The sequence below is a fragment of the Pseudomonas putida genome (genome assembly GCF_028682175.1).
Lineage (GTDB): Bacteria > Pseudomonadota > Gammaproteobacteria > Pseudomonadales > Pseudomonadaceae > Aquipseudomonas > Aquipseudomonas putida_AD.
Map to the genome: position 1 here is coordinate 161467 of NZ_JANHKS010000005.1, position 26533 is coordinate 187999.

Consider the following 26533-nt stretch of genomic DNA (forward strand, 5'->3'; position numbering starts at 1 on the left):
CGGCGTTCCGATGCCGGCGACGGCGTCATGGAGAGCGCTGTCGCCGGCAAGCCGGACTGCTACGGAACGCGTTGATCATTGAGCTCTTCGCTTCAAACCGCCAGCAACCGCTCACGCAGCTTGGCGATTTCGTCGCGGGTCTGCGCGGCGGCTTCGAACTCCAGATCGCGGGCCAGTTGGTACATCTTCTCTTCCATCTGACGGATGCGCTTGTTGATCTCGCTCGGCGAGCGCAGTTCGGCCTCGTACTTGGCGCTTTCCTCGGCGGCCTTGGCCATGCCCTTGCGCTTCTTGCTGCGCGAGCCGGGCACGGTGGCGCCTTCCATGATGTCGGTGATGTCCTTGACCACGCCCTTGGGGGTGATGCCATTGGCCAGGTTGAAGGCAATCTGTTTGTCGCGACGGCGCTCGGTCTCGCCAATCGCCCGCTCCATGGAGCCGGTCATGTTGTCGGCGTAGAGAATCGCCCGGCCATTGAGGTTACGCGCGGCGCGGCCGATGGTCTGGATCAGCGAGCGCTCGGAACGCAGGAAGCCTTCCTTGTCGGCGTCCAGAATCGCCACCAGCGACACTTCCGGCATGTCCAGGCCTTCGCGCAGCAGGTTGATCCCCACCAGCACATCGAAGGTGCCCAGGCGCAGGTCGCGGATGATCTCGACCCGCTCCACGGTGTCGATGTCCGAGTGCAGGTAACGCACGCGCACGCCGTGGTCGGCCAGGTAGTCGGTGAGGTCTTCGGACATGCGCTTGGTCAGGGTGGTGACCAGCACCCGCTCTTCCAGATCGACACGTTTCTTGATCTCCGAGAGCAAGTCATCGACCTGGGTCAGCGCGGGGCGGATTTCGATCTGCGGGTCCACCAGGCCGGTCGGGCGCACCACCTGCTCCACCACCCTGCCCGCGTGCTCGCCTTCATAGGGGCCGGGCGTAGCGGAGACGAAAATGGTCTGCGGGCTGACGCTTTCCCATTCATCGAAACGCATCGGCCGGTTGTCCAGCGCCGAGGGCAGGCGGAAGCCATATTCGACCAGGGTTTCCTTGCGCGAGCGGTCGCCTTTGTACATGGCGCCGACCTGCGGCACGCTGACGTGGGATTCGTCGATCACCAGCAGCGCGTCCGGCGGCAGGTAGTCGTAGAGGGTCGGTGGCGGCGCGCCGGCCGGGCGACCGGACAGGTAGCGCGAGTAGTTCTCGATGCCGTTGCAGTAGCCCAGCTCCAGAATCATCTCCAGGTCGAACCGGGTGCGCTGCTCAAGGCGCTGGGCTTCCACCAGCTTGTTCGCGCCGCGCAGGTATTCCAGACGCTCTTGCAGCTCGACCTTGATCCCTTCCATGGCATCGAGCAGCGTTTCCCGGGGGGTCACGTAGTGGCTCTTGGGGTAGAAGGTGAAGCGCGGCAGCTTGCGGATGACCTCGCCGGTGAGCGGGTCGAACGCCGACAGGCTTTCCACTTCATCGTCGAACAGCTCGATGCGAATGGCTTCCAGGTCCGATTCGGCCGGAAAGATGTCGATCACATCGCCCCGCACGCGGAAGGTGGCGCGGGCGAAGTCCATGTCGTTGCGGGTGTACTGCAAGTCAGCCAGGCGGCGCAGCAAGGCGCGCTGGTCGAGTTTGTCGCCCCGGTCCACGTGCAGGACCATGCGCAGATAGGTTTCCGGGCTGCCCAGACCGTAGATGCACGACACCGTGGTGACGATGATCGCGTCCTTGCGCTCCAGCAGCGCCTTGGTCGCCGACAGGCGCATCTGTTCGATGTGGTCGTTGATCGAGGCATCCTTCTCGATGAAGGTGTCCGAAGACGGCACATAGGCTTCGGGCTGGTAGTAGTCGTAGTAGGAGACGAAGTATTCGACCGCGTTGTTGGGGAAGAACGCCTTGAACTCGCCATACAACTGCGCGGCCAGGGTCTTGTTCGGCGCCAGCACCAGGGTCGGGCGCTGCACCTGCTGGATCACGTTGGCGATGCTGAAGGTCTTGCCCGAGCCGGTCACGCCGAGCAGGGTCTGGTGCGACAGACCGGCCTCGATCCCTTCGACCATCTGCCGGATCGCTTCGGGCTGGTCGCCAGCCGGCGCAAAACGGGTAACGAGCTGAAACTCGGACATAGCAGACCCCTGTGTTCGCCTGTGCCGGGTGAAATGCCCGGCGGGCGCGAAATGAGCGCGGACGACTGATCCCGTCAAAGGAAAAGACGCACGTATAGAGAAGTAATGGGACTACAAATGGAGTCCATAACGCCAGCTTTCAAGCCGCTCTTGAGTGATTAGTCCCCAAGACATGACTAATGGTCGAAATAAATCGGAAAAACCCGGAAAAAACCTGCCCGCGCCTGTCGCCCCCGCCCACGATGCTCTCTATACTGACTCCCCGTTTGTGCACCGCTCTAGTGCATTCGGCCGGAGCGATGCAACCCATTCACTCCCTATTCAGAGCCGCCGCAAAAATGAGCCTGTTTTCCGCTGTCGAAATGGCACCACGCGATCCTATCCTGGGCCTCAACGAAGCATTCAACGCCGATACCCGTACCACCAAGGTCAACCTGGGTGTAGGCGTTTACAGCAACGAAGAAGGGAAAATCCCGCTGCTGCGTGCCGTTGCCGAAGCAGAGGAAATTCGTGTCGCTCAACACGTGCCCCGTGGCTACCTGCCTATCGACGGCATCGCCGCCTATGACAAGGCCGTGCAAACCCTGCTGTTCGGTGCCGAGTCGCCACTGCTGGCGTCGGGCCGCGTGATGACCGTGCAGGCCGTCGGTGGCACTGGTGCCCTGAAGATCGGCGCTGACTTCCTCAAGCAACTGTCGCCCAACGCCGTCGTGGCCATCAGCGACCCGAGCTGGGAAAACCACCGCGCCCTGTTCGAAACCGCGGGCTTCCCGGTGCAGAACTACCGCTACTACGACGCCGCCACCCATGACGTGAACCGCGTCGGCATGCTCGAAGACCTGCAGAACCTGCCGTCCGGCTCCATCGTCGTGCTACACGCCTGCTGCCACAACCCGACCGGCGTGGACCTGACGATCGAAGACTGGAAAAAAGTCCTCGAAGTCCTGAAAGCCAAAGGTCACGTGCCGTTCCTGGACATGGCCTACCAGGGCTTTGGCGACGGCATCGACGAAGACGCCGCCGCCGTTCGCCTGTTCGCCGATTCGGGCCTGACCTTCTTCGCCTCCAGCTCCTTCTCCAAGTCGTTCTCGCTGTACGGCGAGCGTGTCGGTGCGCTGTCCATCGTCACCGACTCGAAAGAAGAAACCGCGCGTGTGCTGTCCCAGGTCAAGCGCGTGATCCGCACCAACTACTCCAACCCGCCGACCCACGGTGCAACCATCGTCGCCGCCGTGCTGAACAGCCCGCAGTTGCGTCAGAAGTGGGAAGACGAACTGGCCGAAATGCGTGTGCGGATCAAGGGTATGCGTGAAGAGATGACCAACCGCCTGGCCAACAACGCAGCCGGTCAGGACTTCAGCTTCGTCGCTCGCCAGCGCGGCATGTTCTCCTACTCGGGCCTGACCACCGAACAGGTCCACCGCCTGCGCGACGAGTTCGGCATCTACGCACTGGACACCGGCCGCATCTGCGTGGCTGCGTTGAACAAGAGCAACATCGACGCAGTGACCAAGGCGATCCTGGCGGTTATCTAAGCACCCGCCGTTTATGATCGTTTGATGATCGTTCCCACGCAGAGCGTGGGAACGATCATCATGGCCGTAGCGATCATCGGGATGATTCACTGCGCCTTCTTGCGATACGCCATCGAATCATCGATCCGCTTGAGAATGTAGTCCCCCGCCGCCACCGCCGGGTAAAGACTGCTGGCCGGTTCGATCCCCAGATCGCAAGGGTCGACAACGGCGCTATAGGTCGGATCGTAGAACGTCGCGATGGAATAGCGCTCATGCCCTGACTTGTTGATGACCCGGTGCAAGGTCGAACGGAAACGATCGTTGGACCAGCGCGCCAACAGGTCACCCACGTTCACCACCAGGCTGCCCTCGATGGGCGTGGCGTCGATCCAACTGTTGTTGCCCAGTTCGCGCACCTGCAAACCGCCGCTGTTGTCCTGATACAGCAAGGTGATGCAGCCGTAGTCGGTGTGCGGCGCAACGCCGAACTGGTCGGCCTCGGCCATCGGTGGATGCGGCGGGTAATAGACCATCTGCGTGCGTTGCAGGCGCTTGCCGTATTTGGGCGCGAAGAAATCCGGCGCGATCCCCAACCCCACCGCCACCGCCTTCAACAGATCGGCCCCCGCCAGCCCGATTTCCTCGTAGTAGGCATCCAGCGCCATGCGCAATTCGGGCATGAAATCCGGCCACTGGTTCGGCCCCCGCAGCGCTTCCCCGGCGAGCACGCAGGGGTCATCTTCGGGCAATTCCAGCCCCATGCTGAAGAATTCCTTGAAGTCCGGCTTGGTGGCCTCGTACATCAGCGCCCCGCCCAGCGCATGCCAGCCGCGATGACGCTTGTTGACTGCGACCTTGCGCTTGGTTTCGGCCGGGTAGGCAAAGAAGGTCTTGGCCGCCGCCATGGCGTTGTCGATCACCGACTGCGGCACGCCGTGATTGATGATGTAGAAAAAACCGATTTCGCTGCAGGCCTTGCGAATGGCCTCCCCGGCGCGCGCGATGGCAGCCTGGTCGCCCTGGCGGACACCCGCCATGTCGATCAGCGGAAGGTTGGCGGTGGCAGTCATACGGGCTCCTCATGGGGTGGATGGCGGCAGCTGTATAGACAGGGGCAAGCATTTAGTGTGCCGCCCTATCATCTCGGCCCTGTAGGAGTGAGCTTGCTCGCGATGACGATATGGCATGCAATGGATATCCGACCGCAAAAACGCCATCGCGAGCAAGCTCACTCCTACAGGTACGAGGCGAGTCCGGTTTCCACACGCCCCAGCAGCGGGCACAGGGACCCCATTCGGTGCAACTTTTGGTGACATCACAGCAGACCGCCGCGCAAGTCCTGCGCGGCAGAGCGCCATCTACCCCTGTGCCATGAACTGGCCTGCATCTTGCCTTGGCTGTCTATACAGCTTGCCCAGGGATTTTCATGCGCCGCTATCATTCAGGTACCGACTTCGCTCGCGCCCACAGCATCGCCGAACTGGCCCACATGGCCCGCCGACGCCTGCCGCATTTCGCCTGGGAATACCTGGAAGGCGGCGCCGAAGAAGAACTGACCTTGAAGCGAAATCGCCAGGCCTTTGCCGAGGTCAGCCTGCTGCCCAGAACATTGGTGCCTTGGCAGACACCCGACACCCGCCGCAGCCTGCTGGGCCGTGCCCAGGCGCTGCCGATCGCCATCGCCCCCACCGGCTACAACGGCATGCTGCACCGCGACGCCGACATTCACCTGGCCCGGGCCGCCACTGAGCGCGGCCTGCCCTTCACTCTGAGCACCGTGGCCACCAGCTCGCTGGAACAGATCGCCGCAGCCGTGCCTGACGTCAACCTGTGGTTCCAGCTCTACAGCATGAGCGACCCCGAGGTGCAGGAAGACCTGATCCAGCGTGCCGAAAACGTCGGCTGCCAGACCTTGCTGCTGACCAGCGATGCCGTGTTGCTGGGCAATCGTGAGTGGGACAAGCGCAACTTCGCCCGCCCCCGGCAATTGAGCCTGCGCAACAAGCTCGACGTGCTGCGCCATCCGCGCTGGATCAAACAGGCGCTGTGGCCCCAGGGCATGCCGAGCATGGCCAATCTGGATCGCTACCTGCCCGCCGACCAGCGCAATGCCGCAGGCGCCGCGCACTTCATTGGCGAGAAGATGGAAAAGCAACTGAACTGGGAATTCCTCGCGCGCTTGCGTGACCGCTGGCCGCATCGCCTGCTGCTCAAGGGTGTGATGCACCCCGACGACGCCGAGCAGGCCGTGAACCTGGGGCTGGACGGCATCGTCGTCACAAATCACGGCGGCCGCCAACTGGACGGCGTGCCTGCCAGTCTCGATTGCCTGCCCGCCATCGCCGCTGTGGTCAAAGGCCGCCTGAGCATCCTGCTCGACAGCGGCATCCGGCGTGGCACCGACATTCTCAAGGCATGCGCCCTGGGCGCGGACGCCGTGCTGCTGGGCCGGGCGACGCTGTACGGGGTGGCGGTCGGCGGACAGGCCGGCGCGGGCCATGCGCTGGACCTGCTCGCCCACGAACTGCGCCTGGCCCTGACCCTGCTCGGCCAGCCGGACCTGAATCAACTGCGCGCCAGGCCCAAGGCCGACGCCACCTTTATCGTGAGTTGAACCCATGAGCGACGTGCAACAGACCATCGACCAGTTACGCGAAGCCCTCGGCGAGGCCCAGGTGCTGACTGGCGAGGCGATCAGCCCGCGCCACTTCAGCGACTGGACGCGCCACGCCCCGGCCTGCCCTGCGGCGCTGATCCTGCCCAAGGACACCGGGCAAGTCTCCACCGCGCTGCGCATCTGCAACGCGGCCGGGCAAGCCGTGGTGCCACAAGGCGGCATGACGGGGCTGGCGGGCGGCGCCGTTCCACGGGCCACTGACTTTGCCCTGTCGCTGGAGCGCCTGCGCGGCATCGAGGAAATCGACCCGGCCGCTGCCACTGTCACGGTCAAGGCCGGCACCACGCTGCAGGACATCCAGCAGGCCGTGGCCGACGCCGGCTACCTGTTCGCGCTGGACCTGGGCGCCCGCGGTTCCTGTCAGATCGGCGGCAATATCGCGACCAACGCAGGCGGCAACGCGGTGATCCGCTACGGCATGACCCGCGACCTGGTGCTCGGCCTTGAGGTGGTGCTGGCCGACGGACGCGTGCTGAACCTGATGAACAAGATGATCAAGAACAACTGCGGGTATGACCTCAAACAGAACTTCATCGGCAGCGAAGGCACCCTGGGCGTCATCACCCGCGCGGTACTGAAAATCGCCCCGCAGCCTGGCCAGACCACCACCCTGCTCTGCGCCCTGCCCGACTACACAAGCGCCGTCGCCCTGTTGCGGCGCATCCAGCGCAGCGCCGGGACGCCCCAGGCCTACGAGTTGATGTGGCAGGACTTCTTTCGCATGGGTGTGTCGTGGCTGGAAAACCCGGTCGCGCCGATGCCCGATCACCATCCGCTGTATGTGCTGCTCGAATCCTCGGCGACCAGCAACGTGCTGGAGCAGACACTTGAGGCGGCCATCGAGGCTGGCGAAGTGGTCGACGCGATACTCGCCACTTCCCACACCCAGGCGCGCAGCCTGTGGAAGATCCGCGAGGCCACCGGCGAATTCCCGGTGCGCATCGCCCCGCTGAACTTCGACATCAGCCTGCCCATCGGCCAGATCGGCGAGTTTGCCGACCTCTGTCGCCAGCGCCTGGACCTGCGCTGGCCGGGCAACCACAGCGTGTATTTCGGCCACATCGGGGACAGTAACCTGCACCTGACCGTGGACTGCAACAGCCTGCCGCAGCCTGCGCCGGTCCTTGAAATCGAGGAGCTGGTGTACCGAGCGGTGGGTGAACTGGGCGGCGCGGTGTCCGCCGAACATGGTATCGGCCTGCTCAAGCGCGAGTTCCTGCACCACTCGGTCAGTGACGAAGCGCTGGATGCGATGGCCGAGCTCAAACGCTGTTTCGACCCCAACAACATCCTCAACCCCGGAAAAATATTCGGCTGAATGCCGAAGAAGGAGCGCGCACCATGCAACTCGATTTTCCATTCAGCAGTACGTTGAAAAGCCTGAGCATCGCGGTCGCACTGGCCTGGTTGCCCATGGCGGCGCACGCCGACCAACTGGCCGATGTGAAGAAGGCCGGTGAGCTGGTGGTCGGCACCGAAATGCAGTTCGCCCCCTTCGATTACCTCGAAGCGGGCAAGCAGCAGGGCCTGAACTCGGAGCTGTTCGCCGAGCTTGGCAAGGAGCTGGGGGTCAAGATCAAGTTCCTCGACCTGCCATGGCCGAGCGTATTGCCGGGCCTTGAGGCGAAGAAATTCGACGTGGTGGCAGGCCCCATCATCGTCACCAAGGCGCGCAAGGAGCGTTACCACTTCGTTTCGCCGATTGCCGAAGCCACCGTCGCGTTGATGGTCGGTGCCAAGGACGACAGCATCAAGAAACCCGAAGACATCGCTGGCAAGACCGTGGGCGCAGGCAAGGGCTCGGCGCAACTCGAAGAGCTGAAGACCTTCGCCGCGACCTTGCCGCAGAAGGTGACCATTCGCGAATACGTCGACAACAACCAGGCCTACGCGGACCTCGCGGCCAAGCGCATCGTCGCGGTGGCCAACTCGCTGCCGAACATCTCCTTCGTCGCGTCGCAGAAGGCCAATCTGTACAAGGTGGTGCAACCGCCGTTCGGCAAGAAATCCTACTTCGCCTACCTGGGCCGCAAGGATGCCGACGCCGACAGCCTGATCGCCGCCCTCGACGCCGCCATGACGAAGATGCACGACGACGGCCGCCTGGCCGCCCTGCAGAAAAAATGGCTGGGCGCAGAGATGGACGTGCCCAAGGGTGATTTCGAACCGACGTGGTGAGTCTTGGCGTCGTTCCTTCAACTCTGGAACGACGCAAACCTTGTAGGAGTGAGCTTGCTCGCGATGACGGTGTGTCAGATAACTTTTCGTCAACAGACACTCCGCCATCGCGAGCAAGCTCACTCCTACAGGGAGGTGTACTGACAGATGTTTAAGCTCGCTGGAGTCACACCGTGTTCGATTGGCCCTTGCTACAGCAAAATGCCCCGCTCCTGCTCGACGCCCTGTGGGTGACGTTGCAGGTTTCCATCGCAGCCCTGGCAATCGGCTTTGTCATCGGCGTGATCGTCGGCAGCCTGCGCCTGTCACCGGTGCCATTGCTGCGCCGGCTGGGTGGCGCCTACATTTTCGTGTTCCGCGGCATTCCGCTGCTGGTGCAGTTGCTGTTCATCTATTACTTCCTGCCGCGCATCGGCCTGCCCAATGTCTCGCCCACCGTGGCGGCGGTCATCGGCCTGTCGCTGGCGGCCGGTGCCTACATTGCCGAGATCATGCGTGGCGGCTTCATGGCCATCCCTGGCGGGCAACTGGAAGCAGCGGGCCTGCTGGGCCTGAGCGCCAGGCAGATGCTCTTGCGCATCCGCGTGCCCCAGGCCGTGCGCCTGACCCTGCCCTCGCTGGTCAATGAAATGATCCTGCTGATCAAGGCCTCCTCGCTGGTCTCGGTGGTCGGCCTGGCTGACCTGACCCGCACCGCACAGAACCTCGCCGCCAGCGACTACATGTTCGTCCAGGACTACCTGATGCTGGCCGGCTTCTACTGCCTCATCAACATCCCGCTGGCGTACTGCGGCAGCCTGCTTGAACGTCGATTGAAGGAGCGCGGCGCATGATCTTCGATCCGAGCATCATCACCGATCACCTGGGCGACATCGGCTCGGGATTCCTCGTCACCCTCGGCACCTGGAGCAGCGGCGTGGTGTTGGGCATGGCCCTGGGGATGCTGATCGCCGTCGCCCAGGTGTTCGGCAACAGCCTGGTGCGCGCACCGTTGCGGGTGTTCATCGAACTGATCCGCAGCACGCCGTTTCTGGTCCAACTGTTCCTGATCTATTACGGCGGGCCGTCCTTCGGCCTGAGCCTGGACCCGGTCCCTGCGGGGATACTGGGCCTTGGGGTGTACGGCAGCGTGTATTTCGCCGAGATCTTCCGTTCCGGCTTCGAGTCCGTCGCCCGTGGCCAGCTGGAAGCGGCCGATTGCCTGGGCATCACCCGCCTGCAATGCATCTGGCGCATCCAGGTGCCGCAAATGCTGGTGATCATTCTCCCGGCGCTGGTCAACATGATCACCGTGCTGTGCAAGGAAACCGCCGTGCTGTCGATCATCACCATTCCGGAACTGACGATGGTGCTGACCGGCATCGGCTCGGAAACCTTCGCCTTCGTCGAAACCCTGCTGATGCTGTGCATCGGCTACCTGATTCTGGTGGAACTGTGCTCGCGGCTGGGCATGCTCCTGGAAACCCGCGTCGGCCGCTTCATGAACAGGCAAGCACGATGAACAGTTTTCTGATCCCTGGTGGCGGTGCGAGCGCCGAGCCACGTAAGCAAGCCAGCGAGCAACAAGGTGACAGCATGAAGACTTCTGCAACCGCGCCCGGCGAGCAGCCCACCATTCTCACGCTGAGCAAGGTCGGCAAGAGCTTCGGCCAGTTGCGGGTGCTCAAGGGTATCGACCTTGAGGTGCGCCGCTCGGAAGTGGTGTGCCTGATCGGGCCTTCGGGTTCGGGTAAGAGCACACTGCTGCGCAGCATGGCGTTTCTGGAGGAATACGACGAAGGCCAGATTCACATCGAAGGCAAGTTGCTCGGCTGGCAGGAAACCGACCGGGGCCGCAAGCGCGCGCCACAGTCACAGATCAACCAGGTGCGGCGCAACGTCGGCATGGTCTTCCAACAGTTCAACCTGTGGCCGCACATGACTGCGCTGGGCAATGTGTGTGAGGCGTTGCGTCAGGTACGCAAGCTGCCGGCGGACGAAGCGCGCAAGCGTGGCATGGCGATGCTGGAGAAAGTCGGCCTGGCGCACAAGGCCGACAGCTACCCGGCGCAGTTGTCGGGCGGGCAACAGCAGCGCGTGGCGATTGCCCGGGCGCTGGCGATGGAGCCGCACATCATGCTGTTCGACGAGCCCACCTCAGCGCTGGACCCGGAGCTGGTGGGCGAGGTGCTGCAGGTGATGAAGACCCTCGCCAAGGAAGGCATGACCATGGTCGTGGTCACCCACGAAATGGGCTTTGCCGCCCAGGTGGCCGACTCGGTGATTTTCCTCGACCAGGGCGAAGTGGTCACCCGCGGCACACCCCGGGACATCTTCCACAACGCCACCCAGCCCCGCTTGCAGCAGTTCCTGCAGAACTACCTGGATCGCAATGCGTTCTGGCAGGACGGTGGTCGATGAGCATCCACTCCCCCCGTAGCAGCACGGCTTGCCGGCGGGCTGCCGCGCAGCGGCAGTAGATTCAGACGACCGCGTCGTGTCAGGCGAATCGCGTTCACCGGTTTTACTGCCGCTTCGCGCCAGCCCGCCGGCGAGCCGTGCTGCTACGGACAGGTGTTGAACCAGAAGGAGGATTGCAGATGGACAAAACCGTGCCCCAGGCTCTGTATCGCCAGGCCAAGGATTTCGTCCATGGCAAGCTCGCCTCGGGCGAATGGAAACCCGGCGACCTGATCCCTTCGGAGAACCGCCTGGTACTGGAGCTGGGCATGTCGCGCATGACGGTCAACCGTGCCTTGCGCGAACTCAGCGAGGAAGGCCGGCTGGTGCGGGTTTCCGGGGTCGGCACTTTCGTGGCGAAGGCCAAGCCGCAGTCGAACCTGTTGCAGATCACCAACATCGCCGACGAGATTCTCGCCCGTGGGCACCGTTATCGCTGTCAGGTGCTGCACCTGGCCCGGGAAGCGGCGTCGATGTCCATTGCCGCCGCCCTCTCGCTGCCAACGGGTGCCTCGGTGTTTCACCTGCTGTGCGTGCATTACGAGGAAGATGTCGCGGTGCAACTGGAGGACCGTTATGTGAACCCGCAGACGGCGCCGGACTTCCTGCATCAGCCCTTTGGCGATCAGGTGCAGTCGGCGCGCTATCTGTTGCAGATCATCGAGCCGGACGAAATGGAGCACATCGTCGAGGCCGGCCACCCGAGCGCCGACGAGGCCCGGCACCTGCAGATCGACGCCAGCGAGCCGTGCCTGGTCCTGATGCGCCGCACCTGGCACAAGGACCGGGTGGTGACCTTCGTGCGATTGGTCCACCCTTCTTCGCGCTACCGTCTGGGCAGCCGGTTGCCGGTGACTGGTGCCTGGCGCAATGCCTGACCGATCGGCGGATTGATCGAACCCCTGCGCCGTCACGCCCTCGATATCAACAAGACCCGTTCACCAGGGCTTGCGAGGAGAGGTATATGAACGACCAGAGCACCGAACGTAACGACCCGGGCATCGATCCGGAGAAGACCAACGGGGAAACAACCGACGATAACAGCTACACCCCGGATTTCGAGCCCGAGGAACACGAGTCGCCGGACACCACCAAGGAAGAGAACCAGACGGGTGAGACGGACCGGGATATCGATACGGCTGGGGGCTAGGAACTCCCCCAATCCTGTAGGAGTGAGCTTGCTCGCGATAGCATTTTGTCTGGCAATACTGTTGTGACTGTCAGACCGCTATCGCGAGCAAGCTCACTCCTACAGGGGATATGTCGCCCGAGAAGCAACAGGCGCCCAACATCGTGGATTTGTCCATTGCATAGCTGCCTAACCAATAGGCACCATAGCGCTTTCGCCTGCCTTGGCAGCCTTGTCTGCCGCGATGCCCGGAGCGTTGTCGATAATGGTCCAGTCCACCACCCAGCTGCCTGGTCAGCCGGCTACCCAGAACCCTCCCCCGATCAATGACAAGCTCACCTCCCGCGAATTTCGCGGCATGGTGGCGATTCTCTTGTCCATCGCCCTGGCCACCCTCGACACGGCCATCGCCAATACCGCCCTGCCCGCCATTGCCGCAGACCTGAAAGCCTCCCCCGCTGCGTCGGTGTGGATCATCAACGCCTACCAGCTCGCCGCCGTCGCCACGCTGTTGCCCTTCGCGGCGCTGGGCGGGGTGCTGGGCCAGCGCAAGGTCTACCTCGGCGGGCTGATGCTGTTCGTACTGTCGTCGGCGCTGTGCACCTTTTCCTGGTCCCTTGAAACCCTGACCATCGCCCGCGTGCTGCAAGGCCTGGGCGCCAGCGCGATCATGAGCGTCAACGCCGGTCTGATCAGTTCCATCTTCCCCCCTGAGCGCCTGGGCCGTGGGTTGGGCATGAACGCGCTGGTAGTCGGCACATCGTTCTCTATCGGCCCGACCATCGCCTCGCTGGTGCTGTCGGTTGCCAGTTGGCCGTGGCTGTTCGCGATCAACCTGCCCATCGGCGTGTTCGCCCTGGTGTTCGCCTGGAACTCGTTGCCGGTGGTCAAGCCCGGCAGCCTGACCTTCGACCGCGTCACCGCGCTGCTCAACGTCCTGACCTTTGGCGCGCTGATCTTCGCCCTAAGCCAGGCCGCGCAACTGGGCTCGCTGGCTAGCGTGCTGATTGCCCTGGCGGTGTTCCTGGTGTGCGGCGCGGCAATGATCAAACGCGAGACAGGGCACCCGGCGCCGATGTTTCCACTGGACCTGCTCAAGCGGCCAATGTTTGCGTTGTCGGCACTGACGGCTTTCTGCTCCTTCGCAACCCAGGGCCTGGCGTTTGTCTCGCTGCCGTTCTTTTTCGAGGCGACACTGGGCCGCGACCCGGTGCAGACCGGCTTTCTGATGACGCCCTGGTCGGTCGTGGTGGCGATGATCGCGCCGTTCGCCGGACGCATGTCCGACCGTTATCAACCGGGGCTGCTGGGCGGCATAGGGCTGGCCTTGCTGTGCTGCGGGATGATTTCCCTGGCGACCATGCCCGCCGACGCCAGCGTGGTGGCCATCGCCGCGCGGATGGTCCTGTGCGGCATCGGCTTTGGCTTCTTCCAGGCGCCGAACCAGAAAGCCCTGATGACCAGCGCCCCGAGGTCACGTTCCAGTGGCGCCAGCGGCACCATCGCCACGGCGCGCCTGATCGGCCAGGCCACAGGGGCGGCGCTGGTGGCGTTGAGCTTCGGGATCTCCAGCGAACACGGCCCGGTGCTGGCGTTGAGCATCGGCGCCGGGTTTGCGGCGGTGGGGAGCATCGCCAGCGGATTGCGCCTGGTCACCCGCACTGCGGTCTAAACGCCACGGCAGGATCAGGCAAGCATCGCGTAGAACTGATCCATCGCCCGCCACGTCAATGTTTCTAACATGGGGGTCTTACAGCCACGGCATCACGTTTGACGAGGTACATCACATGAGCGATACCAAAACCCTGTTCATCACCGGCGTCAGCACAGGCTTCGGCAGGGCCCTGGCGCAACAGGCGCTGGCCGCCGGGCACACCGTCATCGGCACCTTGCGCAACCCTCAGGCGCTGGCGGACTTCGAAGCCCAGGCACCGGGACGCGCCCATGGGGTGCTGCTGGACGTGACCGAATTCTCGGCCATCGACAGCGTCATCAATGACGTCGACACCGCCTATGGCCCCGTGGACGTGCTGGTCAACAATGCCGGGTACGGCCACGAAGGGATTCTGGAAGAGTCGTCGCTGGACGATCTTCGCCAGCAGTTCGATGTGAACGTGTATGGCGCGGTAGCGATGATCAAGGCGTTCGCGCCGTTGTTCCGCCAGCGCCGCAGCGGCCACATCATCAATATCACCTCCATGGGCGGCTTCATCACCATGCCGGGGATTTCCTATTACCACGGCAGCAAGTTCGCTCTGGAGGGGATTTCCGAATCGCTGGGCAAGGAGCTCAAGCCGTTCAATGTCTTCGTCACGGCGGTGGCGCCGGGCGGATTCCGCACTGACTGGGCTGGCCGTTCGATGCAAAGGGCGCCACGGCAGATCGCCGATTACGATGAGAGCTTCGATCCGGTCCGCAAGGCCCGCGAGGAACGCAGCGGCAAACAGCCGGGCGACCCGGTCAAGGCCGCTGACGCGATGCTCAAGCTGATCGCCAGCGACAACCCACCCGCCCACCTGCTGCTGGGCAGCGATGCACTGAAACTGGTGCGGGACAAACTGGCGCAGCTCGAAGCCGAGATCACGGCGTGGGAAGCGGTGACGCGGTCTACCGATATCTGATGGTATCCCTTTGATTTCGTAGCAGCACGGCTTGCCGGCGGGCTGGCGCGAAGCGGCAGTAAAACCGGTGAACGCGATTTGCCTGATACAACGCGGTCGTCTGATTTTACTGCCGCTGCGCGCCAGCCCGCCGGCAAGCCGTGCTGCTACGGGGTCGGGGGGCAAATTTGATGAAAGAAAGCGGCGTCATGCATTGCGCGTGACGCCGCTTCTGCTTTTATGGCTTGGGCAAAGTCGCGCGCAGTTCGGCGACCTGGCTGGCTTTCACCGCAGGCGCCTGGTTGCCCCAGTTGCTGCGGATGAAGGTCAGCAGTTGCGCCACTTCTTCATCGGACATGCGCCAGGCAAAGCCCGGCATGCCCAGTTCCGACGGCGCCGTTGCCGTAGCCGGCAGTTTGCTGCCAGTCAGCACCAGACGAATCATCGACACCGGATCCTGCGACAGCACGGACGAGTTGCCGGCGATCTTCGGGAATACCCGCTGATAGCCCTGGCCGTCGGTGCGATGGCAGGCTGCGCAGTTGTCGACGTACAGCTCGGCGCCGCGACCGCTCTCCTGCCCTGCCTGCAACGCCTTGGCGGTGGCCGGATCGGCCTTGAAGCTCGATACCGAATGGGCGCTCGGCGGCAGGCTCTTCAGGTAGGCCGCCACGGCGTGCAAGTCGGCGTCGTTCAAGTGCTGGGTGCTGTGCACCACCACATCGCCCATGGCCCCACCCAGTACCGCGTGGGTTTCGCTGCGGGCGCTGCGCAGGGTCGCGACGATGTCATCGGCGCTCCAGTTGCCCAGGCCGTCTGCCGGGTTGGCGCGCAGGTTCACCGCCAGCCAGCCACCGATCACCGGGCCGCCAGCCAGGTACTCGCTGCCCGACTCATCCAGCGCCTTCTCCTGCAAGGTCAGCGCCCGTGGCGTGTGGCAACTGCCGCAATGCCCCAGGCCCTGCACCAGATAGGCGCCGCGAGCGATCTGCGGGTCCTGGTAACGCGCCGCGTCGAACGCCACCGCTTGCGGCGCCGGTGCGAACACCTTGCGCCAGATCGCCAGCGGCCAGCGCATCGACAACGGCCAGGGCACGTCGTTGGCGCGATTCTCGGCTTTCACCGGCTCCACCCCCTGCATGAAGTACGCATACAGCGCACGCACGTCATCGTCGCTGGCGCGGGCATAGGACGGGAACGGCATGGCCGGGTACAGGCTGTCGCCGTTGGCCGCGATGCCGTGACGCAGCGCGCGGTCGAACTCGTCCAGCGAGTACTTGCCAATGCCGGTGTCCTTGTCCGGCGTGATGTTGGTGCTGTACAGCGTGCCCACCGGCGAGGCGATCGGCAGGCCACCGGCGAACGGCTGGCCGCCCTTGGTGGTGTGGCAGGCGGTGCAGTCACCGGCGTCGGCCAGGTAGCGGCCCTTGTCGATCAACGCCTGGTCGATGCTCGCCGAGGCACTCAACGCAGGCGTCGAAGTGGGCCACAGGGCGAACGTGAACAGCGCCACGAACACCAGCACGCCCAGTGCGATAAGGCTCAAGAGAAACTTTTTCATCGTTGTTTCTCCTTATGCCTGAACCAGCGGGCCGGGGTTTTTCAGGTACTGCTCGCGAATGGCCTTGGCAGACCAGTACGCCAGCGCACCCACCATCCCGGTCGGGTTGTAGCCGTTGTTCTGCGGGAAGGCGTTGGCGCCGATGGCGAACACGTTGTGCACGTCCCACGATTGCAGGTAGCGGTTGAGCGCCGAGGTCTTCGGATCGCTGCCCATGATCGCGCCACCGCAGGTGTGGGTGCTCTGGTACTTGGTGATGTTGTAGTGCTCGCCCGGCTTCTTGGCGTCGCCGGACATGGCGGTCGGGTTGAGGATCTTCGACATCTCCATGGCCTTGCCCACCAGGAACTGCGACGCCTTGACCTCGTTGTCGTGCCAGTCGAAGGTCATGCGCAACAGCGGCCTGCCGAAACCGTCCTTGTAGGTCGGGTCCAGGCTCAGATAGTGCTGTTTGTAGGACATGCACGCGCCCTGCACCTCGAAATAGAACGAGTGGCGGAACGCATCGCTGGCCGCCTGTTTCCAGGCCGTGCCCCAGTTCGGCGTGCCCGGCGGCACGTTGATCCCGCGCACCGGCCCGGCACCCGGCTGACGTGCCCAGATGATGCCGCCGCCGACGAAACCGGCCTTGGCATTGTCCAGCTGGTTGCCGTTGAGGTTGTCCATGGTGGTGCCGGCGCCGCCGATCCCGATGAACTGGTTGGCCTGCACGTCCTTGTTGAAGAACAGAACCACGCGGTTGAGGTTCTGGTAGGAATAGTTGCGCCCCACCGTGCCTTCGCCGGTCTGCGGGTCATAGGGTTTGCCGATGCCCGACAGCAGCATCAGGTGCACGTTGTACAGCGAGAACGCGCACAGCAGCACCAGGTCGGCCTGCTGCTCGACTTCCCGGCCCTGGGCGTCGAGGTAGGTCACGCCGGTGGCCTTCTTGCCGTCGCTGTCCAGGTTGACCTTGAGCACTTGCGCGTGGGTGCGCAGCTCGAAGTTCTTGCGCTGGCGCAGCACCGGCAGGATGCTGATGTTGGGACTGGCCTTGGAGTAGTTCAGGCAGCCGTAGTCGCTGCAGAAACCACAGGCGTTACACGGGCCCATCTGGCAGCCGTAGGGGTTGACGTAAGGTGCCGAGGCGTTGGAAGCGGGAATCGGGTACGGATCCCAGCCCATCTCGCGGGCGCCCTTGTAGAACATCTCCGCGCCCAGGTAATTGGGGTTGGGCCCCAGCGGGAATTCACGGGAACGCGAACCTTCGAACGGGTTGCCGCCGGCCTGTTTCACGCCCTGGATCACCCCAGCCTTGCCCGAGGTGCCGCAGACGTATTCGAAGTGATCGAAATGCGGTTCCAGGTCCTCATAGCTGACCGGGAAGTCCTGGATGCTCATGTCGCTGGGGATGAATTTCGCGCCATAGCGCTGCTCGACATTGCTGCGCAGCTTGAAGTCTTCCGGCAGTGCGCGGAAGTGGCAGCCCGACCAGTGACTGCCCGCCCCGCCCACACCGGTGCCCGGCTTGAACGAACCCATCTGCCGATACGGCACGGCGGTGCCGTTGAGGCCGTGACGGGCAGTGACGGTCTCCTGGGACAGGCTTTGCAGGTAGCGCCGATGCACCGAGCCTTCCAGTTCATCGACCACCTTGGGGTAGGCGAAATCCGGCTGGGTGTCGCGGTCGGCGCCGCGTTCCAGCACCACCACGTGCAGGCCGGCGTCGGTCAGTTCCTTGGCCAGGATCGCGCCTGTCCAGCCCATGCCGACGATGACGGCGTCCACTTTAGGTTTTGCAGTTGCCATGTTCAGCCCCTCCGTCCGGCCAGATCGACTGGCGGCAATGGATACGGCTTGTCGCGCACCGTGACCCAGTCCATGTAATCGGCGCGCATGCCCGGATAGCCGATCATCTTCCACGCGCCCATGTTCTTGTTGCCACCGTGGGACGGATCGGCGAAGTAGCCGTTGCGCACCTCGTTGAGCAGATTGGTGAAGAACAACTTCGACGAGATGTCCTGCAGCGCAAGCTTGCCGCTCTCGGCGGCCTTGAGCAGTTCTTCCTGCTGCGGATGGGACAGCTCGGCGAAGACCTTGCCGGAGAAGGTGCTCTTGCAGCTCTCGTCCATGGACTTGATGCCAATGCGCAGGGTTTCGCGCAGGTTCAGGCGGCCCTGGTAACCGAACTCGGGCGCGGCCTCCAGAAACGGGCCTTGCATGTACCAGATACCGCCGTTGGCGTAGGGCGTCTGCATGTGGCGGTCGAGAAACTCCGGCACGCCAAGCTCGACGGCGCCGGGGCCGACGTGATCCGACGGGATCAGCCGGTCACAGGCGGCGATCAGAAAGGCCCACTCCTGCGGGGTGAAGAAGGTCGGCTTGTAGTCGCCGGGCACTGCCGGGGCGACCGGTTGCGCGGCCTGGGCGGCGTCGCTTGCCGGCGTCTGCGCGAAGGAGGTGCCGGGAAGGCCGGCACTGGCCAGGGTTACAACGGGGATAAGGGTCAACGACTTGCGCAGGAAATCGCGCCGCGCCGGTGACGTGTCGTCATCGAACATCGGGTTTTACTCCTCGGACTGAACACGGGTGTGCTGCGTTTTTCTTGTGGGGTGTTACGGCCTCTTGTCGTGGCTCTCGTTGTGCATCGCCCATACGCGAAGGCTTGCACAGCCTCCGCGACGGAAGATTCGATTGCCAGCTAATCATTAGATAGCTAAGCAATTGGGCGTTACTAAACCAGCTATTGCCGCCCTCGGCTACGAGCAGGGACGGGTTAAACGATTCATCAAATCTTGAACTGCCCTACCAGCACGCTGAGGTTGTTACCCAGTGCCGAAACGTCGCGCATGGTACGGGCGCTCTGCTCGGTTTCCTCGGCGAGGTTTTCCACGGCGCCGGCGATCTGGTGCACGCTGCGGTTGATCTCCTCGGCGACCGAGGTCTGCTCTTCGGCGGCACTGGCGATCTGCGCGTTCATGGCATTGATGGTGCCGATCAGGCCCGAGATGGAGTCCAGCGAGACGCCGACTTCGTTGGTCTGCTGGTTGGCGCCCTCGCCCGCTTCGGTGGAACGGCGCATGGCCGCGACCGAGGCATGGGTGCCTGTTTCAAGGCGGGTGATCATGCCCTGGATTTCCTGGGTGCTCTGCTGGGTACGGCTGGCCAGCGCGCGAACCTCGTCGGCGACCACGGCAAAACCACGCCCGGCTTCACCGGCCCGTGCCGCCTCGATGGCCGCGTTGAGCGCCAGCAGGTTGGTCTGCTCGGCAATCGAACGAATCACGTCGAGCACCGAGACGATGGAGCGCACGTCCTGTTGCAGGTTGTCCAGACTGGTGCCGCTCAAGCGGATGTCATCGACCAGCGAACTCATGCCGGTGATGCTGGTGCCCACCACCTTGCGCGCGGCCTGGCCTTGCTGGTCGGTTTCGCTGGCGGCTTCGGCGGCACGCTGAGCGCTGAGGGCCACTTCCTGGGCTGCGGCGGACATCTCGTGAATCGCTGTCGCCACCTGATCGGTTTCCTCGCGCTGGCGCTGCATGGCCACCTCGGAACGCTGGGTCTGCTGCGTCGCCTGGTCCACCAGGCCTGCGAGATCTGTGGTCATCTGCGCGATCTGCCGGACCATCGCGTGGATCTTGTCGACGAACAGGTTGAACGACACGGCCAGATCACCCAACTCGTCGCGGCTGGTCACCACCAGACGGTGGGTCAGGTCGCCGTCGCCGGCGGCGATGTCATCCAGGTTGGTCTTGAGAATACGCAGCGGACGCACGATACCGTTGGCAGTCCAGACACCGGCAGCAGCGGTCACCAGCAGCAGGATCAGGGTCACCACGAACACGCTGGCCAGAATGCTGCGGGTACGGCTGGTCACCGCTTGCTGTTCCAGCACCATGGCCGCGTCGATGTCGTCCATGTTGATCGCGCTGCCCAGCACCATGTCCCACTTGTCCAGGAACACGGTGTAGCCCAGCTTGGGCACCTGCACCGCTTCGTCACCCGGCTTGGGCGCCGCGTAGTCGATGTAATGCTTTGCGTTTTTAGCGACCTCGACGAAGGTCTGGTAGTGATACGAGCCATCGGGATCGCGGGTGTCCCAGAAGCTCTTGCCGACACCGGCCGGACTGTCGCCCCGGAAGATGCGCACGCCCTTGGTGTCGTAGCCGAAGAAATAACCGTCCTCGCCGTACTTCATCGGCTTGAGCAGTTCCAGCGCCTTGTCCCGCGCGGCCATGTCGCCTTTGGCAGACGCGTCATGCAGCGGCTTGATGGTGGTCAGCGCGACATCGACATAGTTTTTCAGCACCTGGCGGTTGCGTTCCACCAGTTGCTCACGGGTTTCCTTCATTTCCTGATTGGCACTGTTTTGCAACATCCATGCGGCCACGCCACTGAGAATCAGGGCGAACAGCAACGCGGGAACGATGGCAAGACAGAGCAGCTTGCTTTTGACGGTCAGCTTCATGAGACGAATCACCTCCTGGTCGTGTGGTGATCCCCTATCGGCCGGTGATCGTACATCTTGAAATAAATTGATGGCAAATTGACGCCAATCAGTTGGCAGATTTAATCAGGGCGCACTCAAGCCGGCGTTCACGGGCGGGCAGCGGGCAGTTCTCGCAGTACTCGAGCCCCCCTACCAGATAGCGCACGCAACACACCCGACGCTGTCGCTTGAGGCCATGTTGTCCGATCACTTTGACGTAGCGCACCGGCTGATACAGCGGGTTGCGCGTGCCGTCAGGCTGGGTCGGCGCGGCCAGCAGTTCGTGGCCGTGGCCCAGGTCGGCGTGTGGAACGCCAGCGGCAAGCACGCCCAGCAACCACTCGAAATAATTGCCGGCATTGCTCCACAGCACTTTGGGCGAGACGCGCACACGCCCGGCGACGCCGTCGATGAAGGGACGCAAATGGCCCTCGATGAGGTCTTCGAAACGCTGGAAGGGATCCGTGGGTGTCGACGCCCAGCGTTGGCCGGCGTCAGGCAATTTGAAGGCCTGGGGCATGCCCTGCTCGTCCAGCACCAGTTGCAGCCGTTCCAGGTGCAATGGCAGCCGGTGACCGAGAACCAGCGAAGCGGCCACCACGGGCGGAATCAGCTTGATGAAATAGTACTTGGTCCAGATCGACGCCAGACCGCGTCGGTCACCCCCGGCGTAGTGCGCACCAAAGCGGTCGAGCACCTGATCGAAAATTTCGGGGTCGAGCAAAGTGCGCAGGGGAATCCCCTCGCGCGGGTCGTCGTTCAGCACCAGCACATCGCGGTAATGGGCGAACTCGGCAATGAACAACGGCGCCAGGGCGGGGATCATCGCGCTGGCGCCGTTTGTGTGGTTCGACCGTTAATGAGGCTGACGCCGCGCCAGCACCAGCAACCCCTGCTCCAGCGCCGGGAACAGGCTGTTGTTGAAGTTGTTCCAGCGCAGTTCCAGGATGGTGTCGTCGGGGGCGATGGGCGTGTCGAGGACGTCGAAGATCACCTCGCCCGAATCGATGCCGTTATCGACGTAATGGAACGAAGCGCCGGTCATGTCCACCACCGGGATGTCCACGGTTTCGCGGGTCTTCCAGTCGATCACCTTCTTGCCACTGGCGCCGTACAGCGCGTCGAGGGTGGCGTAGGCGCCGCGACGCTCGTAGGGCGATTCCAGGCGGGTGATGCCCGGATGGATGTTGACGATACGCCGATGGAAATCCGCACCGGGACGCACCAGTTCATCGAGGATCACCAGCAGGCCATCGAGCACCACGACCTCCGCTTCAAGGGCATGCAGCCGCTCGCCCAGACGACGCTCGAAATCCGACTTGCCCGCCGGACGGCCCGTGTCGCCCAGAGGCAGGGCACGGTAGGTGGATGGCACGTTTTCCAGCAGGTCATTGACCAGGCGCCCCTGCACCTTGAGCCCGGCAGGATAGAACCAGTGCTCGCCCTGCCCCGGCGCGAAGCCGTATTCCCTGATGTTTTCCCGGTCGCGGGGCGATTGCGGGTTGTCGTCGCAGATCACCGCTTCCAGGGAGTAGTAATCCCCCAGCGGCGTGTCGTTGAGCGCCTGCACCAGGAACTCCAGGGGCGACTTCATGTAGCGTTTCTCGCCGTGGTAGTCGACATACTGACCGGCCTTGTCGGCCGCCCCGTTGCGCAACGACCAGACGTACACAAGCTTGGTTTTTTGCATGGATTTCGAACTCATGGAGTGTTGTGCAGCGTGTGACCGTTGACGCCTTCGGCCATGGCGACCACCACTTTGCGCTCGCCGCTGAAGGGCTTGCGCGAGTGGGCGACGAGCATGTTGTCGAGCATCAGCACATCGCCGGTCTGCCAGGGGAACACCACCTCGCATTGCGCGAGCACGCCGCGAATCTGCGCCAGGGCGTCGTCTTCCAGCGGGCTGCCGTCGCCGTAGTAGACGTTACGCGGCAGGCCCTCCTCGCCCACGGTGTCCAGCAGGATTTCCTGCATTTCCGGATCGAGGTTGGAGAGGTGGAACAGGTGCGCCTGATTGAACCAGACCCAGTCTCTGGTGCGTGGATGTTGCGCCACGCCCTGGACCTGCTCGCGGGTGCGCAGGTCGCCGTCCTCGGTCCACTCGTACTGGATGCCGCGCTTGCGGCAGTAGGCTTCGACCTCGCTGCGTTGCTCGGTGTTGAACACCTGCTCCCAGGTCAGGTCCAGGCCGTTGCCGTAGTTGCGCACGTACATCAGGCGCTTCTCTTCGAAGCGTTTGCGCAGCGCCGGGTCGATGCGGCGGAACACTTCGCGGCTGTCGGCAATCGGCGTCTCGCCGCCACTGGCTGCGGCCTTGGCGCAGTAGAACCAGATACGCATCGGCCACTCAGTGGTGTAGGCCTGTTCGTTGTGCAGCGGGATCGAGCGGTGCGCGGGGTACTCGGTGGAGGTGTAGACACCCTTGCCACCGACCTTGCTGCGCGGGGTCGAGCCGAACTCGTAGTTGAGCAACGGGTGGCCGAAGGCTGCGGCGAAACGCTGGAAGCCTTCGACGCCTTCGCTGTCAAAACCGCTGAACAGGATGGCACCGTCGCGTTCGAGCATCCGGTCGACCACGCCGCGCAGGGACTGGAATTGCGCCGCCAGCGACGCATCCGCCTGGCCTGGGTAGACGCGCAGCGGAAAGCCGGTTTCGAGGTGGAGCTGGTGTGGCGTGAGCATGCTCATGTTCATGGGCAGGTCGCTCCGCAGGCAAATGGGTTTGTCTGATTCAGGCCATGGCCTTGCGCAGGCTCAGCGGGCGCATGTCGGTCCAGGTGGTTTCGATGTAGTTGAGGCAGGTCTGTTTGTCGCCTTCGACGCCAACGCTTTTCCAGCCTTCGGGGATGGCCTTGTAGTCAGGCCAGATGGAGTATTGTTCTTCGTGATTGATCACGACCCGGAACTGGGTGTTTTCGCCGTCAAAGCTCATACGCAAAACCTCTTCAGATGGAAATCGCCTACGTGCAGGAGGCGTTATCTAGAAGACGATTGAGGGGGCGGGATGATTAGTGGTTCTTTCAAAAAATCGGCGGAAATCCCGCTGGTTATGATCGTTCCCACGCTCCGCGTGGGAATGCGTTGTCTGACGCTCCGCGTCTTCTTGCAACGCTGAGGTCGGGTGTATATCCGTTTTCGCGGGGGTTTTTAGCTTAGGGTTTCGCCCCTTACGGGCGACCTACTTTCTTCCGGGAAAGTAGGCAAACCATTTGCTCCTGGCTAGGGTCCTTCGGACTTCCCTCGACTCCGGCGCCGTTCCGTGGGCACGCCGTGATGGGCCGTCCCTGGCCCGCACGGCTTTCGCGGCTTCCTGCCGCTCATCCCCCTCCACGACACCTGCGCTCGGCCTGGCGCCTTAACGTCGCATTCGGCGGCGCCTGCACCATCGCGCACAAGATCAAAAGCAAGATCAAAATCTTTGGTCGAATCCCATCCCGTAGCAGCACGGCTTGCCGGCGGGAGCGATCTCAAAGGCGCCATCGCGAGCAAGCTCACTCCTACAGGTTGAGGTGACCACACCCGTAGCAGTCCGGCTTGCCGGCGTCGGCGGTCTTCCGGACGCCATCGCGGGCAAGCTCACTCCTACAGGTTGAGGTGACCACACCCGTAGCAGTCCGGCTTGTCGGCGTCGGCGGTCTTCCGGACGCCATCGCGGGCAAGCGCGCTCCTACAAGGTTGAGGTGACCACACCCGTAGCAGTCCGGCTTGCCGGCGTCGGCGGCCCCGAAATCGCCCCGCCGGCAAGCCGTGCTGCTACGGGAGGTGGGGCCGATGCGATTGGCTAAACCCATGCCCCCTATCGCGGCGATAGCAAACCTCCATTCGCCGCGATGGGCTGGCGGGCCTATTCTGAATCCATCGAAAACAGTTCTTATTCAGTGTCCATGGAGGCCTGCATCATGCCCAAGTTCATCACCAACCTGCACCTCGACGATTTCTTCTCGGCCGTGAACAAATCCGGCCTGTCATCCAATCTGGTGCTGTCGTCGATGGCGTTCCCGTTGTCCATCGTCTCGGGTCTGCTGCTGCTCGACGGCGCGTTGAACGCCAGCGTGACGTCGGCGGGGATCGGCGTGTTGGGCCTGATTGCGGCGCAGGCCATCAAAGCCCGAGGCCAGTAGGGTCTCGGGGCGGGTCTCGAAGCAGCGCTCATCGGCCCTTCTTCAGCACATCATACCTATCCGAACACCGTCACCGTCTGGCGGCTGATCGCCACCAACTCCCCCTTCGGCGTCCACAACGCGGCGGCCACATGGCCGTAACCGTCTCGCGCGTGTTCGATCACCGCACGATATTGCGTCCAGTCATGGGTAGTCATGGCCGGCAAGGGTTGAACGAATTCGATGGTCCAGGTCAGCGAGCTGCCCGGCGCCGGTTTGCTCAGGTGCGGCAAGGTCGCTGGCGGCCAGGTGTCTACCAGGGCCAACAGATGCGCCTCGGTCAGCGGTTCTTCTTCCACGTCGCGCAGGCGCGCGTAGCCGCCAATGGCGGGCGATGGCGTGTTCGAATAGGGAAAGCCGCCCAGCGCCCAGCGCATTTCGATGAAGCGCAGGTATTCGGGCATGACACCGGGGATGAACGGAAAGGCCGGTACATCCTGCACCGGTTTGAACGACGGCGCGGGCTCGGCCCGTACCGCGATCGTCGATTCACGCGGCGCGCCGAAGCTGCCCTGGATCAGGGTCACGGTCTGGCCGTTCTGCACCGCCCGGCCCAGCACCTGGCTGACCGCCTTGCCCTCACGCAGAATCTCCACCTCGAAGGAAATCGGCACATCGACCGCAGGCGGCCCGACAAAGCAGATCGCCAGGGAACGCACAGGCCGGTCAGCCGCAACCCTGGCGCGCATGGCTTCGAACTGCAGCGCCGCCATCAGGCCACCGAAACAGGAACGGCCCTGGCCCCAGGCAGCGGGGATGGAAACGTTACCCGGGTTATCCCGCACGGCATCGAGTAATTCGGAAAATTTCATGCGCACTCCTGGAGGCGGACGACAGGGTTTTCCGGATGTTAGCGAGGCCGATGGCGCAGGACAGGGCTCATAACTGCCAATCCTGCGGCCTGATCGGGATCAGTGGGCGGGCTTTTCGCCAAAGCAGGCATGAAACAGGCGATCCAGCGCCTTGTCGGATTTCTCCTCGGCACGCAGAATCCCCAATTCCCACCCGGCCACACAGGGCGCAAGGTCCTTCTGTTCTTCGGCCTGGGCCAGCCACTGCAAGTGATCGTGCCAGTCGCCCAGCGCGCCCTGGGCCGACTTGAGGCGCTTCTGCATCCCGTCAGGCTGATGGCTCAGCTCAGGGTAGGCCTCGGCGGCGTAGCGCACCCGCTTGATCAGCAGGCGCAGGCGATGGCGGTCATGGGCAGGGTCGGCCATCGCCTCGCGCAGCTTCTTCCACTGTTTGTCCATGCGCTTCTCGATCCGCTGACGCAGCTTCTTGAGCAGGCCATGGCGTTGCTGGGCACGCAGGAACGACGGCAACTGGTCCAGCACGCCGAGCAGGCGATTGAGTTCAGCGCTGGTGGCCACTTGCGGGCAGGCCGTGTCCAGATAGTGCGTGCGTTTGCGGGCAGGCTCGTGCATGCCTTGCTTGTGCAGGAAGGCCGCCAGCACCTGCATGTCCCGCAGCGGCGTGGTCAGGTCACCGACGCCCTTGGCCGCCTCTTCGACCTGATCCATCCCCGGCAGACCGCGCAGCGGGCGCAATACACTGCGCAGACGCCTGACGGTGGTGCGCAGATCGTGCAGCGCTTCGCTGTCCGTCGACGCGGCCAGCCGTGCGTGACAGGCCAGCAACTTGACGTTGAGACTGAGAATCTCGGCGACCAGATGATCGACCATTGAGGACATCG

At 63.5% G+C, this 26533-nt stretch carries 23 protein-coding genes and 2 pseudogenes; 12 read left to right on the forward strand and 13 right to left on the reverse strand.

The annotated features are described in order from the left end of the window. Positions 1-92 precede the first annotated feature (92 nt). Positions 93-2108 (reverse strand): excinuclease ABC subunit UvrB, encoded by a 2016-nt coding sequence (uvrB, locus tag NPS29_RS06020; RefSeq protein ID WP_274131341.1) that lies wholly within the window; start codon positions 2106-2108, stop codon positions 93-95. A 338-nt stretch (positions 2109-2446) separates the two neighbouring features. Here uvrB and NPS29_RS06025 point away from each other — a divergent pair, with 338 nt between their 5' ends. Further along, positions 2447-3643, forward strand: coding sequence for an amino acid aminotransferase (locus tag NPS29_RS06025; protein WP_274131342.1), 1197 nt, complete (start codon positions 2447-2449; stop codon positions 3641-3643). An 86-nt stretch (positions 3644-3729) separates the two neighbouring features. Here the strand turns inward: NPS29_RS06025 and NPS29_RS06030 are convergent, their stop codons facing one another. Further along, entirely contained in the window at positions 3730-4695 is a 966-nt protein-coding gene (locus NPS29_RS06030) for an isopenicillin N synthase family dioxygenase (protein WP_274131343.1), read from the reverse strand. A gap of 356 nt (positions 4696-5051) precedes the next feature. Between NPS29_RS06030 and NPS29_RS06035 the strand changes: the two genes are divergently transcribed. The 10 genes from NPS29_RS06035 to NPS29_RS06080 all read left to right on the forward strand — a co-directional run bounded on the left by NPS29_RS06035 (position 5052) and on the right by NPS29_RS06080 (position 14669). Further along, the gene (locus NPS29_RS06035) at positions 5052-6239 is read left to right on the forward strand and encodes an alpha-hydroxy acid oxidase (protein ID WP_274131344.1); all 1188 of its coding nucleotides are present in this window, start codon (positions 5052-5054) and stop codon (positions 6237-6239) included. Between the two features lie 4 nt (positions 6240-6243). After that, on the forward strand, positions 6244-7620 hold the full coding sequence (locus tag NPS29_RS06040) for an FAD-binding oxidoreductase (protein ID WP_274131345.1): 1377 nt from the start codon (positions 6244-6246) through the stop codon (positions 7618-7620). A gap of 23 nt (positions 7621-7643) precedes the next feature. Beyond that, positions 7644-8480: a transporter substrate-binding domain-containing protein gene (locus NPS29_RS06045; protein WP_274131346.1), complete on the forward strand. Its 837-nt coding sequence runs from the start codon at positions 7644-7646 to the stop codon at positions 8478-8480. Between the two features lie 173 nt (positions 8481-8653). Further along, positions 8654-9313, forward strand: coding sequence for an amino acid ABC transporter permease (locus NPS29_RS06050; RefSeq protein ID WP_274131347.1), 660 nt, complete (start codon positions 8654-8656; stop codon positions 9311-9313). Then, a complete protein-coding gene (locus NPS29_RS06055; RefSeq protein WP_274131348.1) occupies positions 9310-9981 on the forward strand; it encodes an amino acid ABC transporter permease in 672 nt (223 codons plus the stop codon). The genes NPS29_RS06050 and NPS29_RS06055 overlap by 4 nt, the downstream gene beginning before the upstream one ends. 74 nt (positions 9982-10055) lie before the next feature. Then, positions 10056-10880, forward strand: a complete 825-nt coding sequence (locus tag NPS29_RS06060) for an amino acid ABC transporter ATP-binding protein (RefSeq protein WP_274131349.1) — start codon at positions 10056-10058, stop codon at positions 10878-10880. A 179-nt stretch (positions 10881-11059) separates the two neighbouring features. Further along, on the forward strand, positions 11060-11797 hold the full coding sequence (gene hutC, locus NPS29_RS06065) for a histidine utilization repressor (protein WP_274131350.1): 738 nt from the start codon (positions 11060-11062) through the stop codon (positions 11795-11797). Positions 11798-11883: 86 nt separating this feature from the next. Further along, positions 11884-12069, forward strand: coding sequence for a hypothetical protein (locus NPS29_RS06070; protein WP_274131351.1), 186 nt, complete (start codon positions 11884-11886; stop codon positions 12067-12069). 337 nt (positions 12070-12406) lie between these two features. Then, positions 12407-13720, forward strand: a complete 1314-nt coding sequence (locus tag NPS29_RS06075; protein ID WP_274131431.1) for an MFS transporter — start codon at positions 12407-12409, stop codon at positions 13718-13720. A gap of 115 nt (positions 13721-13835) precedes the next feature. Beyond that, positions 13836-14669, forward strand: coding sequence for an oxidoreductase (locus NPS29_RS06080; RefSeq protein ID WP_274131352.1), 834 nt, complete (start codon positions 13836-13838; stop codon positions 14667-14669). Positions 14670-14886: 217 nt separating this feature from the next. Here the strand turns inward: NPS29_RS06080 and NPS29_RS06085 are convergent, their stop codons facing one another. The 9 genes and pseudogenes from NPS29_RS06085 to NPS29_RS06120 form a co-directional block, all read right to left on the reverse strand. Next, positions 14887-16209, reverse strand: a complete 1323-nt coding sequence (locus NPS29_RS06085) for a cytochrome c (RefSeq protein ID WP_274131353.1) — start codon at positions 16207-16209, stop codon at positions 14887-14889. A gap of 12 nt (positions 16210-16221) precedes the next feature. Continuing rightward, a complete protein-coding gene (locus NPS29_RS06090) occupies positions 16222-17997 on the reverse strand; it encodes a GMC family oxidoreductase (protein ID WP_274131354.1) in 1776 nt (591 codons plus the stop codon). 2 nt (positions 17998-17999) lie between these two features. Next, on the reverse strand, positions 18000-18749 hold the full coding sequence (locus tag NPS29_RS06095; protein WP_274131355.1) for a gluconate 2-dehydrogenase subunit 3 family protein: 750 nt from the start codon (positions 18747-18749) through the stop codon (positions 18000-18002). A gap of 227 nt (positions 18750-18976) precedes the next feature. Next, a pseudogene (locus NPS29_RS28810) lies at positions 18977-19492 on the reverse strand (methyl-accepting chemotaxis protein); the annotation flags it as partial. A gap of 342 nt (positions 19493-19834) precedes the next feature. Next, positions 19835-20659: pseudogene (locus NPS29_RS28815) on the reverse strand (cache domain-containing protein); the annotation flags it as partial. Positions 20660-20747: 88 nt separating this feature from the next. Next, positions 20748-21506, reverse strand: coding sequence for a siderophore-iron reductase FhuF (gene fhuF / locus NPS29_RS06105; RefSeq protein ID WP_274131357.1), 759 nt, complete (start codon positions 21504-21506; stop codon positions 20748-20750). 30 nt (positions 21507-21536) lie between these two features. Further along, on the reverse strand, positions 21537-22370 hold the full coding sequence (locus NPS29_RS06110; protein ID WP_274131358.1) for a formyltransferase family protein: 834 nt from the start codon (positions 22368-22370) through the stop codon (positions 21537-21539). An 11-nt stretch (positions 22371-22381) separates the two neighbouring features. Beyond that, on the reverse strand, positions 22382-23368 hold the full coding sequence (locus NPS29_RS06115; RefSeq protein WP_425312453.1) for a TauD/TfdA family dioxygenase: 987 nt from the start codon (positions 23366-23368) through the stop codon (positions 22382-22384). 43 nt (positions 23369-23411) lie between these two features. Then, positions 23412-23612 (reverse strand): MbtH family protein, encoded by a 201-nt coding sequence (locus NPS29_RS06120; RefSeq protein WP_081569556.1) that lies wholly within the window; start codon positions 23610-23612, stop codon positions 23412-23414. Between the two features lie 967 nt (positions 23613-24579). Between NPS29_RS06120 and NPS29_RS06125 the strand changes: the two genes are divergently transcribed. After that, on the forward strand, positions 24580-24801 hold the full coding sequence (locus NPS29_RS06125; protein ID WP_274131360.1) for a hypothetical protein: 222 nt from the start codon (positions 24580-24582) through the stop codon (positions 24799-24801). Between the two features lie 56 nt (positions 24802-24857). On the opposite strand, the gene NPS29_RS06130 is transcribed toward NPS29_RS06125, so the two are convergent. Further along, positions 24858-25652: an acyl-CoA thioesterase gene (locus tag NPS29_RS06130; protein ID WP_274131361.1), complete on the reverse strand. Its 795-nt coding sequence runs from the start codon at positions 25650-25652 to the stop codon at positions 24858-24860. 99 nt (positions 25653-25751) lie between these two features. Beyond that, entirely contained in the window at positions 25752-26531 is a 780-nt protein-coding gene (locus tag NPS29_RS06135) for a CHAD domain-containing protein (protein WP_274131362.1), read from the reverse strand. Positions 26532-26533 lie beyond the last annotated feature (2 nt).

What these genes read in the sequence shown, in the direction of transcription:
- fhuF (WP_274131357.1), bottom strand. Translation starts at nt 21,506, where the DNA reads ATGATCCCCGCCCTGGCGCCGTTGTTCATTGCCGAGTTCGCCCATTAC.
- NPS29_RS06120 (WP_081569556.1), bottom strand. Translation starts at nt 23,612, where the DNA reads ATGAGCTTTGACGGCGAAAACACCCAGTTCCGGGTCGTGATCAATCAC.
- NPS29_RS06060 (WP_274131349.1), top strand. Translation starts at nt 10,056, where the DNA reads ATGAAGACTTCTGCAACCGCGCCCGGCGAGCAGCCCACCATTCTCACG.
- NPS29_RS06090 (WP_274131354.1), bottom strand. Translation starts at nt 17,997, where the DNA reads ATGGCAACTGCAAAACCTAAAGTGGACGCCGTCATCGTCGGCATGGGC.
- NPS29_RS06085 (WP_274131353.1), bottom strand. Translation starts at nt 16,209, where the DNA reads ATGAAAAAGTTTCTCTTGAGCCTTATCGCACTGGGCGTGCTGGTGTTC.
- NPS29_RS06030 (WP_274131343.1), bottom strand. Translation starts at nt 4,695, where the DNA reads ATGACTGCCACCGCCAACCTTCCGCTGATCGACATGGCGGGTGTCCGC.
- NPS29_RS06080 (WP_274131352.1), top strand. Translation starts at nt 13,836, where the DNA reads ATGAGCGATACCAAAACCCTGTTCATCACCGGCGTCAGCACAGGCTTC.
- NPS29_RS06035 (WP_274131344.1), top strand. Translation starts at nt 5,052, where the DNA reads ATGCGCCGCTATCATTCAGGTACCGACTTCGCTCGCGCCCACAGCATC.
- NPS29_RS06055 (WP_274131348.1), top strand. Translation starts at nt 9,310, where the DNA reads ATGATCTTCGATCCGAGCATCATCACCGATCACCTGGGCGACATCGGC.
- uvrB (WP_274131341.1), bottom strand. Translation starts at nt 2,108, where the DNA reads ATGTCCGAGTTTCAGCTCGTTACCCGTTTTGCGCCGGCTGGCGACCAG.
- NPS29_RS06045 (WP_274131346.1), top strand. Translation starts at nt 7,644, where the DNA reads ATGCAACTCGATTTTCCATTCAGCAGTACGTTGAAAAGCCTGAGCATC.
- NPS29_RS06040 (WP_274131345.1), top strand. Translation starts at nt 6,244, where the DNA reads ATGAGCGACGTGCAACAGACCATCGACCAGTTACGCGAAGCCCTCGGC.
- NPS29_RS06130 (WP_274131361.1), bottom strand. Translation starts at nt 25,652, where the DNA reads ATGAAATTTTCCGAATTACTCGATGCCGTGCGGGATAACCCGGGTAAC.
- NPS29_RS06075 (WP_274131431.1), top strand. Translation starts at nt 12,407, where the DNA reads ATGGTGGCGATTCTCTTGTCCATCGCCCTGGCCACCCTCGACACGGCC.
- NPS29_RS06095 (WP_274131355.1), bottom strand. Translation starts at nt 18,749, where the DNA reads ATGTTCGATGACGACACGTCACCGGCGCGGCGCGATTTCCTGCGCAAG.
- NPS29_RS06115 (WP_425312453.1), bottom strand. Translation starts at nt 23,368, where the DNA reads ATGAGCATGCTCACGCCACACCAGCTCCACCTCGAAACCGGCTTTCCG.
- NPS29_RS06070 (WP_274131351.1), top strand. Translation starts at nt 11,884, where the DNA reads ATGAACGACCAGAGCACCGAACGTAACGACCCGGGCATCGATCCGGAG.
- NPS29_RS06135 (WP_274131362.1), bottom strand. Translation starts at nt 26,531, where the DNA reads ATGTCCTCAATGGTCGATCATCTGGTCGCCGAGATTCTCAGTCTCAAC.
- NPS29_RS06025 (WP_274131342.1), top strand. Translation starts at nt 2,447, where the DNA reads ATGAGCCTGTTTTCCGCTGTCGAAATGGCACCACGCGATCCTATCCTG.
- NPS29_RS06110 (WP_274131358.1), bottom strand. Translation starts at nt 22,370, where the DNA reads ATGCAAAAAACCAAGCTTGTGTACGTCTGGTCGTTGCGCAACGGGGCG.
- NPS29_RS06125 (WP_274131360.1), top strand. Translation starts at nt 24,580, where the DNA reads ATGCCCAAGTTCATCACCAACCTGCACCTCGACGATTTCTTCTCGGCC.
- hutC (WP_274131350.1), top strand. Translation starts at nt 11,060, where the DNA reads ATGGACAAAACCGTGCCCCAGGCTCTGTATCGCCAGGCCAAGGATTTC.